16 protein-coding genes, 1 tRNA gene and 1 pseudogene are annotated in these 19242 nt (G+C 68.6%); 10 read left to right on the top strand and 8 right to left on the bottom strand.

The window, feature by feature from the left end; genetic code table 11:
- The first annotated feature begins 16 nt into the window (after positions 1-16).
- Genes RCP38_RS07075 through RCP38_RS07065 form a run of 3 tightly spaced genes read left to right on the top strand, consistent with a single transcriptional unit; the run spans position 17 to position 3022 of the window.
- Complete coding sequence (locus RCP38_RS07075) at positions 17-895, top strand: carbohydrate ABC transporter permease (protein ID WP_308476408.1); 879 nt, start codon at positions 17-19, stop codon at positions 893-895.
- Positions 882-1694, top strand: coding sequence for a carbohydrate ABC transporter permease (locus tag RCP38_RS07070; protein ID WP_308476407.1), 813 nt, complete (start codon positions 882-884; stop codon positions 1692-1694). Before RCP38_RS07075 ends, RCP38_RS07070 begins: the two co-directional genes overlap by 14 nt.
- Positions 1691-3022, top strand: coding sequence for an ABC transporter substrate-binding protein (locus RCP38_RS07065; protein ID WP_308476406.1), 1332 nt, complete (start codon positions 1691-1693; stop codon positions 3020-3022). The genes RCP38_RS07070 and RCP38_RS07065 overlap by 4 nt, the downstream gene beginning before the upstream one ends.
- A gap of 92 nt (positions 3023-3114) precedes the next feature.
- Here RCP38_RS07065 and RCP38_RS07060 read toward each other — a convergent pair whose 3' ends face one another.
- Both RCP38_RS07060 and RCP38_RS07055 read right to left on the bottom strand, forming a co-directional pair.
- Positions 3115-3933, bottom strand: coding sequence for a CbiQ family ECF transporter T component (locus RCP38_RS07060; protein WP_308476405.1), 819 nt, complete (start codon positions 3931-3933; stop codon positions 3115-3117).
- Positions 3930-5900 (bottom strand): ATP-binding cassette domain-containing protein, encoded by a 1971-nt coding sequence (locus RCP38_RS07055; protein ID WP_308477102.1) that lies wholly within the window; start codon positions 5898-5900, stop codon positions 3930-3932. Before RCP38_RS07055 ends, RCP38_RS07060 begins: the two co-directional genes overlap by 4 nt.
- Positions 5901-6055: 155 nt before the next feature.
- Here RCP38_RS07055 and RCP38_RS07050 point away from each other — a divergent pair, with 155 nt between their 5' ends.
- The 3 genes from RCP38_RS07050 to RCP38_RS07040 all read left to right on the top strand — a co-directional run bounded on the left by RCP38_RS07050 (position 6056) and on the right by RCP38_RS07040 (position 9312).
- Positions 6056-6505, top strand: coding sequence for a MarR family winged helix-turn-helix transcriptional regulator (locus tag RCP38_RS07050; RefSeq protein WP_308476404.1), 450 nt, complete (start codon positions 6056-6058; stop codon positions 6503-6505).
- Between the two features lie 213 nt (positions 6506-6718).
- Positions 6719-8527: a putative bifunctional diguanylate cyclase/phosphodiesterase gene (locus RCP38_RS07045; RefSeq protein ID WP_308477101.1), complete on the top strand. Its 1809-nt coding sequence runs from the start codon at positions 6719-6721 to the stop codon at positions 8525-8527.
- A gap of 419 nt (positions 8528-8946) precedes the next feature.
- Positions 8947-9312 carry a PAS domain-containing protein gene (locus RCP38_RS07040; protein ID WP_308477100.1) on the top strand — a complete coding sequence of 122 codons (366 nt, stop codon included), beginning with the start codon at positions 8947-8949 and terminating at the stop codon, positions 9310-9312.
- A gap of 6 nt (positions 9313-9318) precedes the next feature.
- On the opposite strand, the gene RCP38_RS07035 is transcribed toward RCP38_RS07040, so the two are convergent.
- The 3 genes from RCP38_RS07035 to RCP38_RS07025 all read right to left on the bottom strand — a co-directional run bounded on the left by RCP38_RS07035 (position 9319) and on the right by RCP38_RS07025 (position 12031).
- On the bottom strand, positions 9319-9978 hold the full coding sequence (locus RCP38_RS07035; protein WP_308476403.1) for a TetR/AcrR family transcriptional regulator: 660 nt from the start codon (positions 9976-9978) through the stop codon (positions 9319-9321).
- A complete protein-coding gene (locus RCP38_RS07030) occupies positions 9978-10670 on the bottom strand; it encodes a TetR/AcrR family transcriptional regulator (RefSeq protein ID WP_308476402.1) in 693 nt (230 codons plus the stop codon). Before RCP38_RS07030 ends, RCP38_RS07035 begins: the two co-directional genes overlap by 1 nt.
- A gap of 194 nt (positions 10671-10864) precedes the next feature.
- Positions 10865-12031, bottom strand: coding sequence for an esterase-like activity of phytase family protein (locus tag RCP38_RS07025; protein WP_308476401.1), 1167 nt, complete (start codon positions 12029-12031; stop codon positions 10865-10867).
- A 104-nt stretch (positions 12032-12135) separates the two neighbouring features.
- Here RCP38_RS07025 and RCP38_RS07020 point away from each other — a divergent pair, with 104 nt between their 5' ends.
- The gene (locus RCP38_RS07020; RefSeq protein ID WP_308476400.1) at positions 12136-12531 is read left to right on the top strand and encodes a hypothetical protein; all 396 of its coding nucleotides are present in this window, start codon (positions 12136-12138) and stop codon (positions 12529-12531) included.
- 15 nt (positions 12532-12546) lie between these two features.
- On the opposite strand, the gene RCP38_RS07015 is transcribed toward RCP38_RS07020, so the two are convergent.
- Positions 12547-12622: transfer RNA gene (locus RCP38_RS07015), tRNA-Asn, on the bottom strand.
- A gap of 134 nt (positions 12623-12756) precedes the next feature.
- Between RCP38_RS07015 and RCP38_RS07010 the strand changes: the two genes are divergently transcribed.
- Positions 12757-13008 (top strand): hypothetical protein, encoded by a 252-nt coding sequence (locus RCP38_RS07010; protein WP_308476399.1) that lies wholly within the window; start codon positions 12757-12759, stop codon positions 13006-13008.
- Between the two features lie 60 nt (positions 13009-13068).
- On the opposite strand, the gene dnaG is transcribed toward RCP38_RS07010, so the two are convergent.
- Positions 13069-14985 (bottom strand): DNA primase, encoded by a 1917-nt coding sequence (gene dnaG / locus RCP38_RS07005; protein WP_308476398.1) that lies wholly within the window; start codon positions 14983-14985, stop codon positions 13069-13071.
- Between the two features lie 79 nt (positions 14986-15064).
- On the opposite strand from dnaG, the gene RCP38_RS07000 reads away from it, so the two are divergent.
- Positions 15065-15829 (top strand): sensor domain-containing protein, encoded by a 765-nt coding sequence (locus RCP38_RS07000; protein ID WP_308476397.1) that lies wholly within the window; start codon positions 15065-15067, stop codon positions 15827-15829.
- Positions 15830-15835: 6 nt separating this feature from the next.
- On the opposite strand, the gene RCP38_RS06995 is transcribed toward RCP38_RS07000, so the two are convergent.
- Positions 15836-17089 carry a deoxyguanosinetriphosphate triphosphohydrolase gene (locus tag RCP38_RS06995; RefSeq protein WP_308476396.1) on the bottom strand — a complete coding sequence of 418 codons (1254 nt, stop codon included), beginning with the start codon at positions 17087-17089 and terminating at the stop codon, positions 15836-15838.
- 136 nt (positions 17090-17225) lie between these two features.
- Here RCP38_RS06995 and RCP38_RS06990 point away from each other — a divergent pair.
- Positions 17226-19219, top strand: a pseudogene (locus RCP38_RS06990) (TPM domain-containing protein).
- Positions 19220-19242: the final 23 nt, after the last annotated feature.

Below are 19242 nucleotides of genomic sequence, written 5' to 3'. Positions count from 1 at the left end.
CGGCTTTAATACCTGCATGGCAGACTCGCCGCGCACCGCCCGTTCCACCGCGCTGGGCTACGCGCTGCTGGCCCCCAGCCTGTTCGGTGTGGTGGCGTTTCTGCTGCTGCCGATCCTGGTGGTGATCTGGCTGAGCCTGCACCGTTGGGATCTGTTGGGGCCGATCAGCTATGTCGGCGCGGAGAACTGGCGATCGGTGCTGTCCGACTCCACGTTCGGCAATTCTCTGCTGGTGACAGTGCTTTTCGTGGCGATCGTCGTCCCGCTGCAAACCATGCTGGGATTGGGTGTGGCGGTGTTGCTGGCGCGCGGCCTGCCCGGCAGCGGCCTGTTTCGCACCGTGTACGTGTTGCCGTGGATCTGCGCGCCGCTGGCGATCGCGGTGTTGTGGCGCTGGATATTGAGTCCCACCGACGGCGCGGTGAGCACCGTGGCGGGGCACCGCATCGACTGGTTGACCGATCCGGGACTGGCGCTGCCGGTGACCTCGGCGGTGGTGGTGTGGACCAACGTCGGCTACGTCGCCCTGTTCTTCCTGGCCGGGATCCTGGCCATCCCCACCCAGGTGCTCTCGGCGGCGCGGATCGACGGGGCCAACGGGTGGCAGCGGTTCTGGCGGGTCACGCTGCCGATGCTGCGGCCCACCATGTTCTTCGTCCTGATCACCGGGGTGGTCAGCGCCGCACAGGTCTTCGACACCGTCTATGCGCTGACCGGGGGCGGGCCGGGCGGGCGCACCGACTTGATCGCGCATCGCATCTACGACGAGGCGTTCGGGGCGGCGGCTATCGGCCGGGCCGCGGTCATGGCGCTGGTGCTGTTCGCGATCCTGGTCGGTGTGACGGTGATCCAACAGCTTTCGATCGGCAGGCGGGTCAGCTATGACCTCACGTAACGGTGTCGTCTACGCGCTGCTGACCGTCGGCGCGCTGATCACGCTGGCCCCGTTCGGGCTGGGCCTGCTGACGTCGGTCACGCCGGCCCGGCAGTTCGCCGGCGGCACCCCGCTGTCCTGGCCGCACCCGCCGACCCTGGACAACTTCCGCGACCTGGGCGGTGCCGGATTCGGTCGAGCCGCGGCGGTCACGACGCTGATGACGGCGGTTATCGTCCTGGGCCAGCTGACGTTTTCGGTGCTGGCGGCCTACGCCTTCGCCCGCCTGGAGTTCCCGGGACGGGACACCCTGTTCTGGGTCTACGTGGCCACCCTGATGGTGCCGGCCACGGTGACGGTGGTGCCGCTGTATCTGATGATGGCGCAACTCGGGTTGCGCAACACGTTCTGGGCGCTGGTGTTGCCGTTCGTCTTCGGCTCCCCGTATGCGATCTTCCTGCTGCGCCAGTATTTCCGCGCCGTCCCCGATGACCTGGTCAACGCCGCGCGCCTCGACGGCGCGAACACCCTGGACGTGATCGTGCATGTCATGGTGCCGGCCAGCAGACCGATCCTGGTCACCCTGGGATTGATCACCGTGGTCTCGCAGTGGAACAACTTCATGTGGCCGCTGGTGATCACCAGCGGCGACAGATGGCGGGTGCTCACCGTGGCGACCGCCGCCCTGCAATCGCGGTACAACGCGCAGTGGACGCTGGTCATGGCGGCGACCACGGTGGCGATGATCCCGCTGATCGTACTGTTCGTGACGTTTCAGCGGCGCATCGTGCAGTCCATCGTGGTGACGGGAATCAAGTGAGCAGGCCGCGGTTCTCCACCTTGTTCGCCACGGCCGTGGTGGTCCTGGCGGTGCTGCTCGGCGCGGCGGCCGTGCTGCTCGACGACGCCGCGACCCGGTCTTCTTCAGGCAAGACGGTGGTGACGGTACGGCTCTGGGATGAGCAAGTCGCCGCCGCCTACCGGGAGTCGTTCGCCGCGTTCCAGCGCATCCACCCCGGTATCGAGGTGCGCGTCAACGTGGTGGCCTACCGGACCTATTTCGACACGCTGCGCACCGACATCGCCGGCGGCGGCGCCGACGACATCTTCTGGCTCTCCAACGCCTACCTGGCCGGGTATGCCGACAGCGGGCGCTTGATGAAGATCGATGCGACCGGATCGGACTGGGAACCGTCGGTGGTCGCCCAGTTCACCCGCAACGCCACGTTGTGGGGAGTGCCGCAGCTGACCGACGCCGGTATCGCTTTGTACTACAACGCCGATCTGCTGGCCGACGCCGGAATGACCCCCACCGACTTGGCCGGGTTGCGCTGGGATCCCGACGGCACGCACGACACCCTGCGTCCGCTGCTGGCCAGGCTCACCCGCGACGGCGCCGGCCGGGATGCGGGCACACCGGGCTTCGATGCGCGCCGGATCCGGCAGTGGGGCTACAACGCCGCCAACGACCCGCAGGGCATCTACCTGAACTTCATCGGCTCGGCCGGCGGGGTGTTCCAGCGCGATGACGAATTCGCCTTCGACAACCCGGATTCGGTGGCCGCCTTCGACTATCTGGTGCAATTGATCAACGGCGATCATGTGGCGCCGCCGGCCTCGGAGACCAACACCAACGGCGACTTCTCCCGAAACCAGTTCCTGGCCGGCAAGATGGCGTTGTTCCAGTCCGGCACCTACAACCTGGCCGCCGTGGCCGAACAGGCCGAGTTCGGTTGGGGGGTGGCGATGTTGCCGGCGGGGCCGGTCGGTCGCGTCAGCGTCACCAACGGCATCGCCGCGGTCGGCAACGCCGCCTCACCGCACCCGGACGCGGTACGCATCGTGTTGGACTGGCTCGGCAGCTACGACGGCAACGAATACCTCGGGCGCGAAGGTGCGGCGATCCCGGCGGTGCTGGGCGCACAACGGGTCTACTTCGACTACTGGAAGCGGCGCGGAGTGGATGTCACCCCGTTCTTCGCGGTGCTCGAGGGGCCACGGATTCCCGCGCCCGGTGGCGGGGCAGGCTTTCCGGCCGGAAATCAGGCGATCAAGCCCTTTTTCGACGAGATGTTTTTGGGTCGCGTCGAGGTGGCCACCGCACTGCGCCAAGCCCAGGTGGCCGCCAATACCGCCGCCGCACGCTGACTCGCCCCTCCGCCCCTTTACCCCTCCGCGAGATCGGATTCACGCAGTGAAACTGCGAGTGGCTACCTGCGTGAGCGGGATCTCGCGAAGAGTCAGGTCGTCGCCAGCACCGTCAGTTCCAGCGCCACGGCCGCACCACAGATCACGGCCACCACCACCAGAGCCCACAGGTCGGCGAGTCCCGGCCGCGCCGGCGATGCCGCGATCTGGCCGATTCCGCCGCGCGCGGTGATCGCATCGCCCATCTCATCGGCGCGGCGCAGCGTGACGGTGATCGCGGCGGTGATCAGGTCGATGGCCTCCCTGGCCCAACGGTGCCGACGCCGGCGCCCACTGCGCCCCGGTGGCGGCGGACGCAGTCTTCTAGCGGCGTAGAGGACCCGGAACTCGTCGATCAGCATCGGGAACGCCCGCAATGCCAGGGCGAGCGCCACCGCCCAGTCATCGACCGGGATGCGCAGCAATCGCAGCGGGCGGCCCAGTGTGGCCACCGCCGGCGCGATCTCGGCGACGTTGGTGGTCCACGAGACCATCGCCCCCAACGCCAGTAGCACGACGGACAGCGCGGTGATCCGCAGGAAGAACAGCAGCCCACCGAAACCGGCCGGGTCGCCGCCCGCCATGGCCGCGGTACCGCCGCCGACCGCCAGGAGGATCCAGAGCCAGCGCGGGACGGTGGGCAACGCGCCCCGCGGGATCCGGGCGACCCTGGCCGCGGCGAAGATCAGCAGCGCCACGGCGGCGATCGTCACCCAGCCCGGGTAGTAGGTCAGCAACACCGAGATCGCGAAGACCACGATCAGCTTGGTGCCCGCCCACAGGCGGTGCACCGCCGAGTCACCGGGTACCGGTCGCAGCAGCACCACCGGGCGGGACGGCCGATTCGTCGAGCGGTTGTCGGCAGCCGTCACGATCCCCCCACCGATGCCGGCACCAGCAGGCCGCCCTGCAGATGCAAAGTCGTCGGGCACAGTTGCTCCAGGCCGGCGAAGTCGTGCGAGATGACCACGACGGTCAGCCCGGTCTCCCGCCGCAGGTCCTCCAGCAACCGCAACAGCCCGGCCCGGCTGGCGGCGTCGAGGCCGGCCAGCGGCTCGTCGAGGATCAGCGCCCGCGGCGACCTGGCCAGCAGCCCGGCGAGTACCAGGCGGCGCATCTGGCCGCCGCTGAGTTGGTCGATACGCCGGCCGGCCAGCGCGGCGTCCAGGCCGACGGCGGCCAGCGCGGCGTTGATCCGGCCGCGGTCCCGCGACGAAAACCCGCCCGCCGACGCCACTTCCGCACCGACGTGGCTGCGCATCAGTTGCAGCCGGGCCGCCTGGAACGACAACGCGACCGCACCCACCTGCTCGTCGGCGGGTCGCCCACCGAGCAGGCAACTTCCGGTGGTCGGCGTCGTCAGCCCCGCCATGATCCAGGCCAGCGTGGACTTACCCGAGCCGTTGCCGCCGTGGATCAGCAGCCCGTCGCCTTCACCGACGGTGAAGCTGATGTCGTGCAGCGCGGTTTTGGCCCACGGTGTCCCGGTGCCGTACTCGTGCCCGACGCCCACCAACTCCAGCACCGGTGGGCCGTTGCGACCCGGCACCGTCCCGGCGGTGGCGCGGGGGGCCTCGGCGGTTTTCACCATGGCGGTGTTGTCCCGGGAGCCGCTGAGGTCGATGGTGCGGTCGGCGCTGTCGGCTTCGTCGTTGTAGTGGGTGATGTGGACCAGGGACGTGCATCGTCGTTCCGAACGTCCGGCCAGCTTCGACAGCACGCCCAGCAGCACCTCCCGGCCCTGCGGATCGACCATGCTGGTGACCTCGTCGGCGATCAGGAGGGCGGGCTCGCGCGCCAAGGCCGCCGCGACCGCCAGCCGCTGTAGTTCACCACCGGACAGGCCTCCGGTGTCGCGCTCGGCGAATCCGGCCAGACCGACTTCGCCCAGGAGCCGATCCACGTCGATCGCGGTGCCGGCGGGCAGGCCCCACACCACGTCGTCGGCGACCCGGGTACCCAGCACCTGGCTCTCCGGGTGCTGCATCACCACGGCGGTACCGCCGGGTGCGCCCAGGCCCACCGCGCCCAGGCGCTCGACGGTGCCCGAAGTCGGGGCACGACCGGCCAGCAACAGCATCAAGGTGGTCTTGCCCGACCCGTTGGCGCCGGTGACGGCGACGTGCTCACCGGCCTGCACGTCCAGGCTCACCGGCCCCAATGCGTCGTGATCGGTCTGCGGGTAGCGGAACCGCACCTCCTCGAGTCGCACCGGCACCGGTGCCACCGGGCCGCTTTCGACGGGCAGGTCGAGCTTGTGCACGTCGGGCACCCCGCTCAGCCTGTCGAGCACCCGCGACAACGCCCACCAGCCCAGCAGGGACACCAACACGATGCTGATCGTGGTCTGGGCCAGGATGAGCCACTGCCAATGCCGCAGCATGGTGGCGACGAACCCGGTCAGATCCCGGGCCGCCTGCTGGAATTCCGGCAGTGGAACCCGCTCCATGGCCACCGCCACGCCGCGGACGTTGGCGATGATCGCCTCGAAGATCAGGTGCCGCAATCGCGACAGCACACTCAATGCCAGCACCACACCGGTCCCGAAGATCGCGCCGGCCACCGTGGCGGTCGCGATCACGGTCGGCAGGCCGCGCCGGTGGCGTTTGATGGCGCCGGTCAACCCGCCGATGTAGGCGCAGTTGATCACCGTCATGAAGCCGCCCATGCCGGCGATCAGGAATGCGATGGTCCCGGACGCGACCGTGGCGGCGATCAACACCCGGATCCGGTAGCGGTAGGCCAGCAGACCCATCGGCACCGTGCCCAGCAGCGCCAACCCGCCCGCGAAGGGCACCACGATCGACAGAATGGCGGTCGCCGCGCACAGTGCCGCCATCACGGCGGCCTGGGCGACTTCGACGGGTTCGATCGACCTCCGCGGGACAGGCGCGTCACCCCGACCGGTCTTCGTCACCAGTCGATTCTGCCAGGCTGAATACTTCGATTGCCAACCTGGTCCACTTTCGTCCACCCATGTGTAATACTTGCGCGATGGTCGCACCCGCCTGTGTCAGCCTAGGAGCTGACTTGCTCAGCGTCGTTTCCCGGCTCAACCGGTTGGCTACCCAACGCGTGGCCCTCCCGATCCCCGGTGCGCAGGCCCGGCTACTTTCCACTATCGAGGACTTGGAAGTGGCCCGGATCTCCGAGCTGGCGGCGGTGGACCATTGCTCGCAGCCGACCATGACGACTCAGGTCCGTCGGCTTGAGGACGCCGGGCTGACCACGCGCACCGCCGACCCGCTCGATGCCCGTGCCGTGCTGATCCGGATCACCGAGAAGGGCATCGAGACCATGGCGCGGGTTCGCCAGGATCGGGCCGCCGCGCTCGATCCCGAACTCGACCGGCTCTCCCCGGAAGACCGCCAGACGCTCGCCGACGCCGTCGCGGTTCTGCACCGGTTCCTGACCGACGCCGGCCCCACCCGGCCGGTCCGCTAACGCGGCACGCGCACCACCACGGCCGGCGGCGACGATTCCGCCGGGATGCGTCCGGGCTGATCGCCTTTTCGAATATGCTCACGGGCAGCACCAGCCCGAAGCGAACGCAGGCATCCGGCGGCCCCGGCGGCTCCTCGACCGGGCTGCGGTCTTCGGGGGAAGGACATCGTGGCGGATAGATTGGCGCTGGTCACCTCGATCGCCGCCCAGCTGATGGCCACCACGCCGTCCTCTGCCCCCGCGGTCAGCGAGCGGGTGCTGCAGACGCTGGTCGATCAGCTCAACGTCGACGCCGGATTCCTGCGTCACAACGACCACGAGATCCGGGCATCCAAGCTGGTGGCCGAGTGGCCGCCCCGCCCGGAGCCACCGGACCCCGACCCCTTGGCGGTGGTCTCCTTCACCACCGCCGACCCGGTCTTCACCAGCTGCGCGCACGGCACAAACGTCGCAATCATCCGGCCGGATCCCGCCGAGTCCGGCTACGTGCGCGAGATGGCGAAGAGCCACGCCGTGGAATCCCTGTCGGTGGCCACCGCACCGCTGATCTCCGGCCCGGTCACCACGGGCATGCTGGGCCTGGTCAAGTTCCGCCGGCCCAAGTGGCGGCCCGAGGAGCTCAATACGATCGAGGCGATCGCCTCGCTGTTCGCGCAGCTGCAGGCCCGGGTCGCGGCCGAGGAACGGCTGCGCTATCTGGCCGATCACGACGACTTAACCGGTCTGCACAATCGCCGCTCGCTGGTCGCCCACCTCTCCGAACGACTGGTCGCCGGAAAACCCGGACCCGTCGGCGTCTTCTACATCGACCTCGATCGGCTCAAGCCGATCAACGACTACCTGGGACATGCGGCCGGCGACTGGTTCATCCAGGACTTCGCCAGGCGGTTGCGCGCCTATGCCGGGAACCGGACCATGGCCGCCCGGATCGGCGGCGACGAGTTCGTGGTCATTCCGGACTGGCCCATGTCGATGGCCAGCGCCGAGACCTTCGCCGACCGCCTGCAGGGCGCGTTGCGCGAGCGGATCGAGATCCAGGGCCACACCGTCAACAGCACGGTCAGCGTCGGTGTGACGGTCGGGTTGCCCGGCGAGGACACCAGCGCCGGACTGTTGCACCGCGCCGACGAAGCCGTGCTGGCCGCCAAACGCGGCGGCGGCAACCAGACCGTCAGCTCCACCGACGACATGGCGCTGAAGAGCCTGTTCCGCAAGGACATCGAGCTGCACCTGCAGGGCAAGATGGACGACGAATCGCTGCTGCTGTACTACCAGCCCGAGGTCGACCTGTGGAGCGGCGCGATCGTCGCGATGGAGGCGTTGGTCCGGTGGCGGCATCCGACCCGCGGACTGCTGTTGCCGGCGTCTTTCATCAGCATCGCCGAATCGGCGAACCTGGCCGACGATCTGGGCCGTTGGGTGATGCGCACCGCGTGCGCGGACTTCAGTCGTTGGCAGGCCAACGGGGTGCGGACCAATGCCACGCTGCGCATCAACGTCTCCCCCGTCCAACTGGCCGCCCGCGGCTTCGTGCAGAACGTGGTGGACACCATCGCCGAGTTCGGGTTGCGCCCGAATTCACTCTGCCTCGAGATCACCGAACGCGCAGTGGTGCAGAACATCGAGACCACCCGGCGGACCCTCGCCGAATTGCGTGAAGCCGGGGTGCAGATCGCGATAGACGACTTCGGCACCGGATATGCCGTCCTGTCGCACCTGAAGGATCTGCCGGTCGACACCCTCAAGATCGATGCCGTCTTCGTCCGGGAATTGGGCGCCAACGCCGGGGATCTCGCGATCGTCCGGGCGATCATCGCCCTTGCCGAGGCCTTCGGCCTTCAGGTGGTCGCGGAGGGGGTGGAGACCTCGGCGGCCGCACTCACCCTAATGCGACACGGCTGCCACCGGGCACAGGGCTTCCTGTTCTCCCGCCCGGTGCCGGGTCCCGCCGCCGAATCAATGCTGGCGTCGCGATGGATGGCGATGCCGTTCCTGGCCGACAGCCAGGCATTGGTTATCTGACAAGAACATCGCCCGGTAGAAAGTGGCACACAACCGCACCCCCGGTTGCCTGCCGGCGAGCGCGGTCGTCGGTGCGGTGCACCAACGCGGCTCGGCGAGCGGCGGCGATCGGCGATGCGGACCCCTCAAGGTGCCCCGGGCGAAGCTGCGGGAGGGATGCATCGGTGGCGGGCCACGGCGCACGCCGCAGCGCGCCCGTTCCTCGCAGACCAGTCCCTCGCATAGCGCCCGACAATACATACCTTTTGGATGATGTGCAACGCGCACAAGACTATGCGTCATGTCACTTTCTCGGGCGGCAGCGGTGCTTCGTCTCCCGTCTGCGCCCCACACCGACGAGAGTGCCCACGCCGTCGGCAAGGCCCGTCATAATCAGTCACATGGAGCGACGGCGAAACGCGCAAACCCCCATGGCCCCGATGGAAACCCTGCGGCAGTTGCCCGCCCTCGTCGCACTCGAGCGCATCCCCGTTCCGGTGCTCGCAATCGCCGACGACGGCACCATCTTGTTCGCCAACAGCGGGTTCGCCGCCATGCTGGGTTACACCCCCGAAGAGGTGCTGGCCCTGGAGTTCCGGCAGATCTTCGGCGAGGTTCCGCCGGCCGAGGAGTCCGCCCTGTCGGTCATGCACTCACTGGCGAATCTGGTTGTCTCCCTGGAACACCGGGATGGATCGACGGTCCGCGCACTGATGAGCAAATCGGCGCTGGTGCGGGCCGACGACCGCGTGGCACTGGCGACGTTCCAAGACCTCACCGAGCAGCTCTGGCTCGAGGAGCGGTAACACCTCTCAGCCCTCGGCGACCGCACCGCCGTCGGCTTGGTAACGCTGGGCATCACGCGCGAGGAACTGCCGGAAATACGGCAGCGACTCCTCGACCACGATGGCCGGCAGCACCATCTCCCACATCCGGTGGACCCGGCTGATTCCATCGCCGGCGACGTGCGTCAGCAACCAGGTCCCCAACATCGCCGAGCTGACCGACTCGGCGACGTACCGCGGGTCGAGATCCTCGCGCAGGTCGCCCTCGGCGATCGCACGGGCGGCCTGTTCGGTGACCGCAGCCGCCCATTCACCGCCGACTTCGGCCCCCAGCTCGTTGGACTCGGCGAGCGCGAAAACCAGGTGCCCGGCCGCCCGCGCCTCCTTGTCCGTCGCCAACACCTGGGTCACCGCGAACATGCCGTGGATCATCCCCTCCAACGCCGGAGAGGACGGTTGACACATGGTGCGGAACGTCGTCAGGACGGATGCGAAGCCACCCTCGATGATCGCCGTCACCAACGCATCCATCGACTCGAAGTGGTGGTACAGCGCGCCTTTGGTCACGCCGGCCCGCTCGATGATCGCCGTTCGACCGGCCGCGACGTAGCCGACTTCCCCGAAGACGTCGATGGCCGCGTCGAGCAGTTTCCGCCGGGTCGCTTCGGATCGGACCTGGCGGGCCATCAGCCGGCCCGATCGTCGGATGCCACGGTTTTTCCCCCCGCCGACGTGGTCTTGACGGCCAGCGCGGTGCGCCGCCGAACGAATTGGATGAAATAGTCGATGCGATCGGCGGGCACCACGCTGGGAAGCACCACCGTCCAGCTTCGCTCCAGCTCCCGCAGGAACTGTTCGGGCTGATCGAGATCGCCCGCCTGCCGCAGACCCAGGTACAGGGCCACCATCATCCGTGCGACGTCCTGCGGCTCATGACCCACCACGTCGCCTTCGGCGACGGCCCGCTCGGCCACCTTGCTCAACGCTTGAATCGCATTGCCCAGCACCGTGGCCTGCAGCCCCTCGGCACGGCCGACCACCGGCAGCAGATGCAGGACCGCACGGGCGCTGTCACTGGTGAGATCTTCGACGGCCATCAGATATCCGACGTCCAGCAGAGTTTCCAGACCCGAGAGATTCCGGTCCACCAGCGCCTGAACCGCCGCCCCGGCCTTCGCGAGCTGTTCGTCGATGACGGCCAATCCGAGCGCATGTTTAGATCGAAAATGGAAATACATCGCGCCCTTGGTCAATTCCGCTTCCGCAAGGATGTCGTCAAGGCCGACGTCATGAAAAGGTCGCTGCGCGAACTGATGCGCAGCGGCACGGATGATCTGCTGGCGCGTAGCATCGGCGCGCCGGTCGGTGGTGTCAGCCAACGCTCGTACTCAACCTCGTTGTTGACCGACACACGTACCACACCCGGGTAACGCTATCAGCCGATTGTCAAAGTCGACTCATTTCGATACCGGCACTCGTTATACACGCCCGGTGACATTCGAAAAAATGTCAATTCCGACGCGGCCGATACCGTTCGGTCTGCGATATCCGGACCGGCCGCACCCCGCCGGTGTCACTCCGCGGGCATCGCGAAGGCGACGAACTGCGTCACTTGGCGGGGGGAGAAGTTGTCGTCGCTGACCAACACCACGGTCTGACGCCCGTCGGGCAGGCGCGGCCCCAGCGTGATCCCCTCGATGTTGTCCAGCGGGTCGAGTCCCGCCGTGGCGGAAAGATCGGCCACCAGCGTCTTGGTCATCGGCGTCACGGCGGCATTGGCCAACACCGGCATCGCCAACACGTCGGTGGCGTCGGCGATCTGGGCACGGAACACCCGGACCGTCGGCCGGTCGCCGAACACCCGCTCGATCACCAGGAACTCCTCGTCGGACAACGCCACCAGATCGGTGAGTCCGTTGGTCTGGGCCGGGTCGGCGTCGGGCGGCGTCGGCTCCAGCGGATAGGCGTACTGGGCAACGGGTGTCGGCGGTCCCTCGTCGGAACCCAGCCGGTAGGCGGTGACACGGGTTGGCGCACCGCGGGATCGATCCGGCAGGGCGCCGTCGTCGTATCCCGGCCCCTCCATCGCGGCGAACAGCATCCCGCCGTCCGGGGCCACCGTCAGACCTTCCAGCGCCATGTTGCGGCGCGGTCCGGTGGGCCGCGCCGACATGGTCAGCTGCGGTGGCAGGACGAACCGGCCGAGATAGGCGCCGTCGGGTCCGGCGGTTCTGATCCAGGGGTCGGCCAGCACCGGGCCGGTACCCGGGTCTCCGGTGCGGCGCTCCCCCTCCGAGGACCAGTACAGCAGCCGCCTACCGGCATCGAATGCGATGCCTTCGGGGTCGGGCGGTACGACCGGCGGCGACGCATCGAAATCCCGGGGCGCGAACGTGCGACCGTGCTCGTCGCGCAGCGGATGGACGGCGGTGACCCTCACGTCGTCCACGCCGCGTTCGGATACCGCCAGTCGCATCGTGTAGAAGCGTGCGGGGCCGTGGGCCGACCGGTCGTCGCTGATCACGTAGTAACAGTCCCGATCGGGGTCGTAGCTGATCCCCGACAGGCCACCGACGACCGTGCCCTCGAAAGTGGTGCCGGGCGCCAGCAGCACCTGGCCCAGATAGTGCAGTTGCGGTGCTCCAGCCGGCACGACGCACGGTGCGCAGCCGGCGAGCAGAACGACCGCGGTGAGCGCGCCACCGCACAACGCCGACAACCGGCCCGGTTTGCCACGCACACCCGTAATCTAAGCCCGGATCGCCGGCCGCCCGCCGGTGCGCCCGGAGACCGGCCGTCTTTATAGGCTGTCGGGACCCCGAATCGAACAAAGGAGTATGTCTTATGGCGTGGTACCTCGCGCTGAATGCCACACCGACGAAAGGCGTTCAAGCCCCCACCTACGAGCTGCACGAAAGCGCCGACATCGAGCGGATCACCCACGAGATGGCGAACTTCGCGGCCTCCGACCGGGCCGTGGCGATCCCGGCGGTGTTCAACAACGGCCGCCAGCTGGTCACGCTGTACGTGCGGCCGGCCGCTTGGGGCGCCTGGGCGATCTACGAACTCAGCGAGGAAGAGCGCCGCGAGATGATGGCCAACAGCCCGCTGGTCAACGCGCTCGCCCAGGCCCGTGCCGCCAAGCAGCAACAGCCGCAGTCAGCGCAGACGCCGCCGATGTTCGCACCGCAGCAGCCGCCTTCGCAGGCGGGGCCGTCGGTGATTCCTCGGCTGGACTGACGCCAGCCTCAAACGTGGCTCCCCCGGGTGGACTCGAACCACCAACCCTCCGGTTAACAGCCGAATGCTCTGCCAATTGAGCTACAGGGGACTGCTGTCCTTGTGGACTTGAGAGACTCTAGCGCATACGGAAACGACCCCCGTGCAACGGGGGTCGCACCGGGGCGGTGGGGCGCCGCGTGAGGCAGGATGGAAGCACTGCATCGTCTGTTTTAAGGGGCCAATTTGATCGGGTACGTCGTGGTGGCGGGGGTCGGCTACGTGATGGGCACCAAGGCCGGCCGTCGTCGCTACGAACAGATAGTCGGGACCTACCACGCGATGACCAGCAGCCCGATCGCCAAAGCGGTGATCGACAAGGGACGACGCAGCATCGCCAACCGCATCCATCCCGAGCCGACGATGGTGACCCTGACCGAACTCGAGGACGGCATCTCGGTGGTACAGCCCGAAGAACCGGACGACGACCGCGCCTGAGCACCACGCCGCTCGGGCGCGGCCCCTCCGGTCGCGTACGCAGGCCGGACGGTCGCGCGGTCAGGCGGTCAGGTCGTCGCCGCTGGCCTGCTCCAGCAGGCTGCGGCGGTAGGACTCCATCGCGACCAGATCACCGAAGAGCGCGTGATATTCGTCACTGTTCTCCACCGGCGACATCCGCTGCAGTTTCGACTTGACCTCGGCGATCTGGCGGCCCACCCACACCTCTTGCAGTCGGGCCAACACCCCGCCGATGTAGCGCGGCAGCTTGTCCTCCTCGACGCGGATGGCCTCCACGCTCATCTCGTGGATCAAGGCGGTCGTCGGGGCCGAAGTCGTCTGGGCGCGCACCGACTCGATCCACTGCGCTCCCCCGGTACCGGCGACGCCCCCGGTTCCCCCGGCCGCCTCGATCGCGGCCCGCACCGCCGCGTAGCCGGGGTGGGTGAAGCTCTCCACGCTCAACGTGTCGAATACCGGCCCGGCCAGCGCGGGGAACTGCAACGCCGCTTTGAGCGCCTCACGCTGCGGCCATAGGGTCGGATCGGCCGGGTTGGGGCGTGCCACCGCCGCCGGTTCGGCGGGTTTGGCGGCAGCGCGTTCAGCCCGTCGCGCCCCGTCGCGGCCGGTGTCCGCCGGACCTTTCCTGGCCTGGGCCCGTACCCGGCCGATCACCTGCGCGACGTCATCCCATCCCACCCAGCCGGCCAACTGGCGCGCATACTCGTCGCGCAGCGTCGGGTCTTTGATCTGGGCGACCATCGGAACGCAGCGGCGCAGCGCCGCGACGCGCCCCTCGGCGTTGTCCAGGTCCATTTCTGCGAGCGCGGTGCGAACTGCGAACTCGAACAGCGGGGTTCGGCGCGCCACCAGATCACGCAGCGCTTCATCGCCGTGGCTCAGGCGCAGATCGCAGGGATCCATTCCGTCGGCGGCCACCGCCACGAAAGACTGTCCGGCCAACTGCTGTTCGCCCTCGAGCGCCTTGACGGCGGCGGCGCGTCCGGCCGCGTCGCCGTCGAAGACGTAGATCAACTCACCGCGAAAGAACTTGTCGTCCATCATCAGTCGGCGCAGCATCGCCAGGTGCTCATCACCGAAGGCGGTGCCGCAGGATGCGACCGCGGTGGTGACCCCCGCCAGATGCATGGCCATCACGTCGGTGTAGCCCTCGACGACGACGGCCTGATGTCCCCGGGCGATATCACGCTTGGCCAGATCGAGTCCGAACAACACGTTGGACTTCTTGTAGAGGCTGGTCTCGGGCGTGTTGACGTACTTGGCCTCCATCGGATCGTCGTCGAAGATCCGCCGGGCACCGAAACCGATCACCTCCCCCGCCGAGGACCGGATCGGCCACAGCAGTCGGCGGTGGAATCGATCCATCGGGCCGCGGCGGCCCTCGCGCGACAACCCGGCCGCTTCGAGCTCCTTGAACTCGAACCCCTTGCGCAGCAGATGTTTGGTCAACGAGTCCCAACCGGACGGGGCGAATCCGCAGCCGAAACGCTCGGCTGCCGCGGCGTCGAAGTTGCGTTCGGTGAGGTACTTGCGCGCCGGTGCGGCTTCGGGGCTGCCCAACGCCGCGGCGTAGAACTCGGCGGCCGCCGCATTGGCGGCGATCAGCCGACTGCGTCCGCCGCGCTCACGCCGAACGTTGGTGGCCGATGCTCCGGTGTAGGTGATGGTGTGGCCGACCCGATCGGCCAGCATCTCCACCGCCTCCACGAAGCTGGCGTGCTCGATCTTCTGCACGAAGGCATAGACGTCACCGCCCTCGCCGCAGCCGAAGCAGTGGAACAGCCCGTGGTTGGGCCGGACGTGAAACGACGGCGACTTCTCGTTGTGGAACGGGCACAGGCCCTTGAGCGAATCCGCCCCGGCCCGCCTGAGCTGTACGTAGTCACCGACCACGTCCTCAATCCGGACACGTTCGCGGATGGCGGCGATGTCGCGATCAGAGATACGGCCGGGCATCGAGTCAGTCTAGAGCGCGCCCTCGTGGCTGTATCGCCCATGCTTTAATGACGGGTCAACTGCTGCGACAGGGGCGTAGATGAAATCGAAGCGGGTCTGGTCGACGGCCCTTGCCGCCGTCGTCGTGGCCGTGGCCGCGGTGGCGACCTGGCTGGCGCTGTCCGACCGGTCCCGCGAGACCGTCGGCATCAGCGGCGAGACCGTCAAGCAGGTGCTGCTCAACGGAACCGAGCTCACCGCCATGCTGGATCAGCCGTTCACCACCGTGACCGGGCCGCCGTCGTACGGCGGATTCGAGGCGATGGAGGACACCGCCTCCCCCGGTGACTGTGCCGGGGTCGTGGATGTCGCGCAGAAGAGCGCCTACGCTTCGGCGTCCGTTCAAAGCTATGCCCGCGAGACCTGGACCGACTCCGAGCCGTCCCGCGGCGACTTCAAGCCCCTGGACACCCGGGTGATGTTCGTCAAGGAAGCCGTGGTCGCGCTGCCCAGCGCCGCGGAGGCCCGGGAACTCTTCGACCGGTTCGCCCAGCAGTGGAAGGGATGCGACGGGCATCCGGTCAACACCGCCGACCCGGACCTGGTCGGATCGCCGCACCTTCGCGGCACCGAGATGCACATCACCGACGTTCGGATCACCGACGACGTCCTGGCGGCGTCGATCGTGCTCGATGAGAGCCCCAAGGCACCCGACACCCGGGCCATCGGAGTGCGGGGCAACTGCATCGTCGGGGTGTTGATCGCCTTCACCGGCACCGAAGACGCCAGTGGTACCGGAGATCCGCACACCAGCAGCATCGAGGCGGTCCAGGCGATGATGAACAAGGTCAGCCGGCTCGGCTGAGCCGGCTCACCCCGTCACCAGACGTTCCAACCGTCCCTCGGTGCAGGACGCGATCTGGTCGACGATCACCCGCAGTCGCGCGCCGTCGTCGGTTGCGGCGGTGAATGCCGGCACGAACATCGGGTCCAAGCTGCGCGGTGCGGTGGCGAGCAGTCGGTCGGCCACCTCACGGACCCGGTCTCGTTGGTCCGCCTGAATTCGGCGGTGTTGCTCGGAGGTGATGATGAACTGCACCGCAAGGGTTTTCAGAACGGCTACCTCGGCTCGCACCAGGGCGGGGACTTCGAGGTCTGCCTGATAGCGGGTCAGCGGGCCGGTGCCCGCGACCGCCTGGGTGGCGGTGATCGCCGCAGAGGCGAACCTGCCGACCAATTCACTGGTCAACCGTTTGAGTGCCACCGACGCCGACAGTGTCGCGTCGTAGTCGCCCACCGCGGCCACCACCGGAAGCTCGGTGAGCCGGCGGGCGGCCCCGGCCAGGTCGTGTATCCCGTGCGGATCGCCCAACCGCGCCAGTTCGGCCACCGTCGAGGGATCGTCGAGCACCCGTAGGTCGATACGGCCCGAGATGACACCGTCTTCGACGTCGTGCACCGAATAGGCGACATCGTCGGCCCAGTCCATGATCTGCGACTCCAGGCAGACCCGTTCCCCGGGCGCACCGCGACGCATCCACTCCGCGGCGGGCAGGTCGTCGTCGTAGAAACCGAACTTGGTTCGGATCGCGCCGTCTTCACCGCGCCTACGCCAGGGATATTTGGTGACCGCGTCCAGCGCCGCCCGGCTCAGGTTCAACCCCGCGCTGCGCCCGTCCGGTCCCAGCACTTTGGGTTCCAGGCTGGTCAGGATACGGAAGTTCTGGGCGTTTCCCTCGAATCCGCCGCATTCGGCCGCGATTTCGTTGAGTGCCTGTTCGCCGTTGTGGCCGTACGGCGGATGCCCGATGTCATGGGCCAGCCCGGCCAGATCGACCAGGTCCGGATCGCAACCCAGCCCGATCGCCATCCCGCGGCCGATCTGCGCGACCTCCAGGGAGTGCGTCAGGCGGGTGCGCGGTGTGTCCCCGTCGCGAGGACCGACGACCTGCGTCTTGTCGGCGAGTCGACGCAGCGCGGCGCAATGCAGTACCCGGGCCCGGTCCCGCGCGAAGTCGGTGCGGTGTTGACCACCGGTCCCGGGCAGACCGGCGGTTTTCGGTGACTCTGCCACGATGCGTTCGCAGTCGTGTGCCACGTAGCCGTCGGAGAAGTCTGTGCCCACCGCCGCCAGTCTATTTTGACCGGATCCGCATCGGGACACGCCGGGCCGAAACCGGGTGCCGAAAGGCTCGGCGGCCCGCCCCGCACCGTCCTAGATTTCCGTCGCGCACTCCCCGATCGCATATAGATTGGCGAGCATGCGAATCTCCCGCCTGATCAGCGCGGTACTGGCAATGCTGTGCGCCGTGCTGCTGGTTGCACCGAGCGCCGCTGCGCAGCCCCCGATGCGTCTGCCCAGCTCGATCTCGGACAACGCCGGGGTGTTGTCGCCACCCGAACGCGCCGCGGTGCAGGGCGCGATCGACCGGCTCTACGCCGACCGGCACATCCGGCTGTGGGTGGTCTACGTCGACGTGTTCTCCGGGCAGACCGCCGACGGCTGGGGGCGCAGCACCGCGCGCCTGAGCGACCTCGGCAGCAACGACGCCCTGCTGGCGGTGGCCGTTGCAGACCGCAGCTACGCATTCCTGGTCTCCGAGGGCATCTCCGAGATCAGCAACAGCAAGGTGGAAGCCCTGCGGCGCAACCAGATCGAACCCGCCCTGCACCGCGGGGACTGGGCTGCTGCGGCGTCGGCGGCCGCCACCGGGTTGGATGCCGCGGCTGCACCGGTGGAGGTGAGCTGGGCACCGATCCTGATCGCACTGGCCGTCGTCGCCGCGGCCGGGCTGGCGGTGCTGCTGGTGGCGCGTCGGCTGCGGCGCCGGCGACGCAACGCGGCGGTGGCCGCCGCACGACGGCTCGATTCGACCGATCCCAACGCCCTGGCCGACGTGCCGGTCTTCGCCCTGGACGCCCTGTCCCGGGAGAAGGTGGTCGAAGTCGACAACGCGGTGCGCACCAGCGCCAACGAACTCGAGTTGGCGGTCGATGAATTCGGCGAGGAACGCACCCGGCCGTTCGCCCAGGCCGTCGCCTCGGCCAAGGCCGCCATGGAACACGCCTTCACCGTGCGTCAGCAGCTCGACGACGACATCCCCGAGACACCGGCCCAACAGCGCGACCTGCTCACCGGGGTGATCGTGACCGCCTCGAAGGCCGACCGCGACCTGGAGACCCAACGCGCCTCGTTCGAGCAGCTGCGCGACCTGGTGCTCAACGCACCGGAGCGCCTCAACGCCCTGACCCAGCTGATGGTGGAGCTGACCGGCCGCATCCCGGCATCGGAGCGTCATCTGATGGAACTGCACAACGAGTTCGACGCCACCGCGCTCAGTTCGGTGGCCGGCAACGTCAAGACCGCACAGGACCGGGTGGCCTTCGCCGAACGCAACATCACCCGGGCCCGTGCCCTGGCCGATCATCCGGTGACCGGCGGACAGAGCGAACTGGTGGACGCGGTCCGGGCCGCGGAGTCGGGGCTGTGCCAGTGCCGGGCACTGCTAGACGCCGTCGACAACGCCGCCCGCGACATCCGGCACGCCGTCGCCACCCTGCCCCAGGCGATCACCGACGCGGAGGAGAGCATCGCGCAGGCCAACGCCGCCCTGCAGCGTGGCGTGGGCACCCACCGGTCCGAGCTGACCGCCGCCCGCGACACGGTGGCCGGGGCCGTCACCACCGCACGCGGTTCGGGTGACCCGTTGGGTGCGTTCACCGCGTTGATCAAGGCCGACACCGACCTGGACCAGTTACTGGACACCGTGGCCGAGGAACGCGCCGCCGCCGAACGCCTGGCCCGCACGCTGGAACAGGCGTTGTTCACCGCCTCATCGCGCATCCGCGCCGTCTCGGACTACATCGACACCCGTCGTGGCAGCGTCGGCCCGGAGGCCCGCACCCGGCTGGCCGAGGCGCGGCGCCGCCTCGACGCCGCCAACGACCGACGTGGCACCGATGTGCCCGGCGCCATCACCCAGGCCAACGGTGCCGCCACGCTTGCGGCCGCGGCGCAATCCCTGGCCAAAGCCGACGTGCAGGCCGCGCAGCGCGCCTACTACGGGCGCTACGGCGGCGGGCACGGGGGCGGCAACGACACCGGTGCCATGCTCGGCGGCATCATCATCGGCAACATCCTCGGCGGGGGCGGGATGGGCGGCGGATTCGGCGGCGGCGGGGGCGGCTGGAGTCCCACCTCGTTCGGCGGTTCCTCCTCCGGCGGGGTTTCTTCGGCGGCGGCGGGCGCTTCTAGTCCCCGCCCCTCGATCGGCGGTC

It is taken from the genome of Mycolicibacter sp. MU0083 (assembly GCF_963378075.1).
Lineage (GTDB): Bacteria > Actinomycetota > Actinomycetes > Mycobacteriales > Mycobacteriaceae > Mycobacterium > Mycobacterium kokjensenii.
The sequence above is the reverse complement of the archived record's forward strand: the minus strand, read 5'-3'. Positions and strand labels throughout refer to the sequence as shown.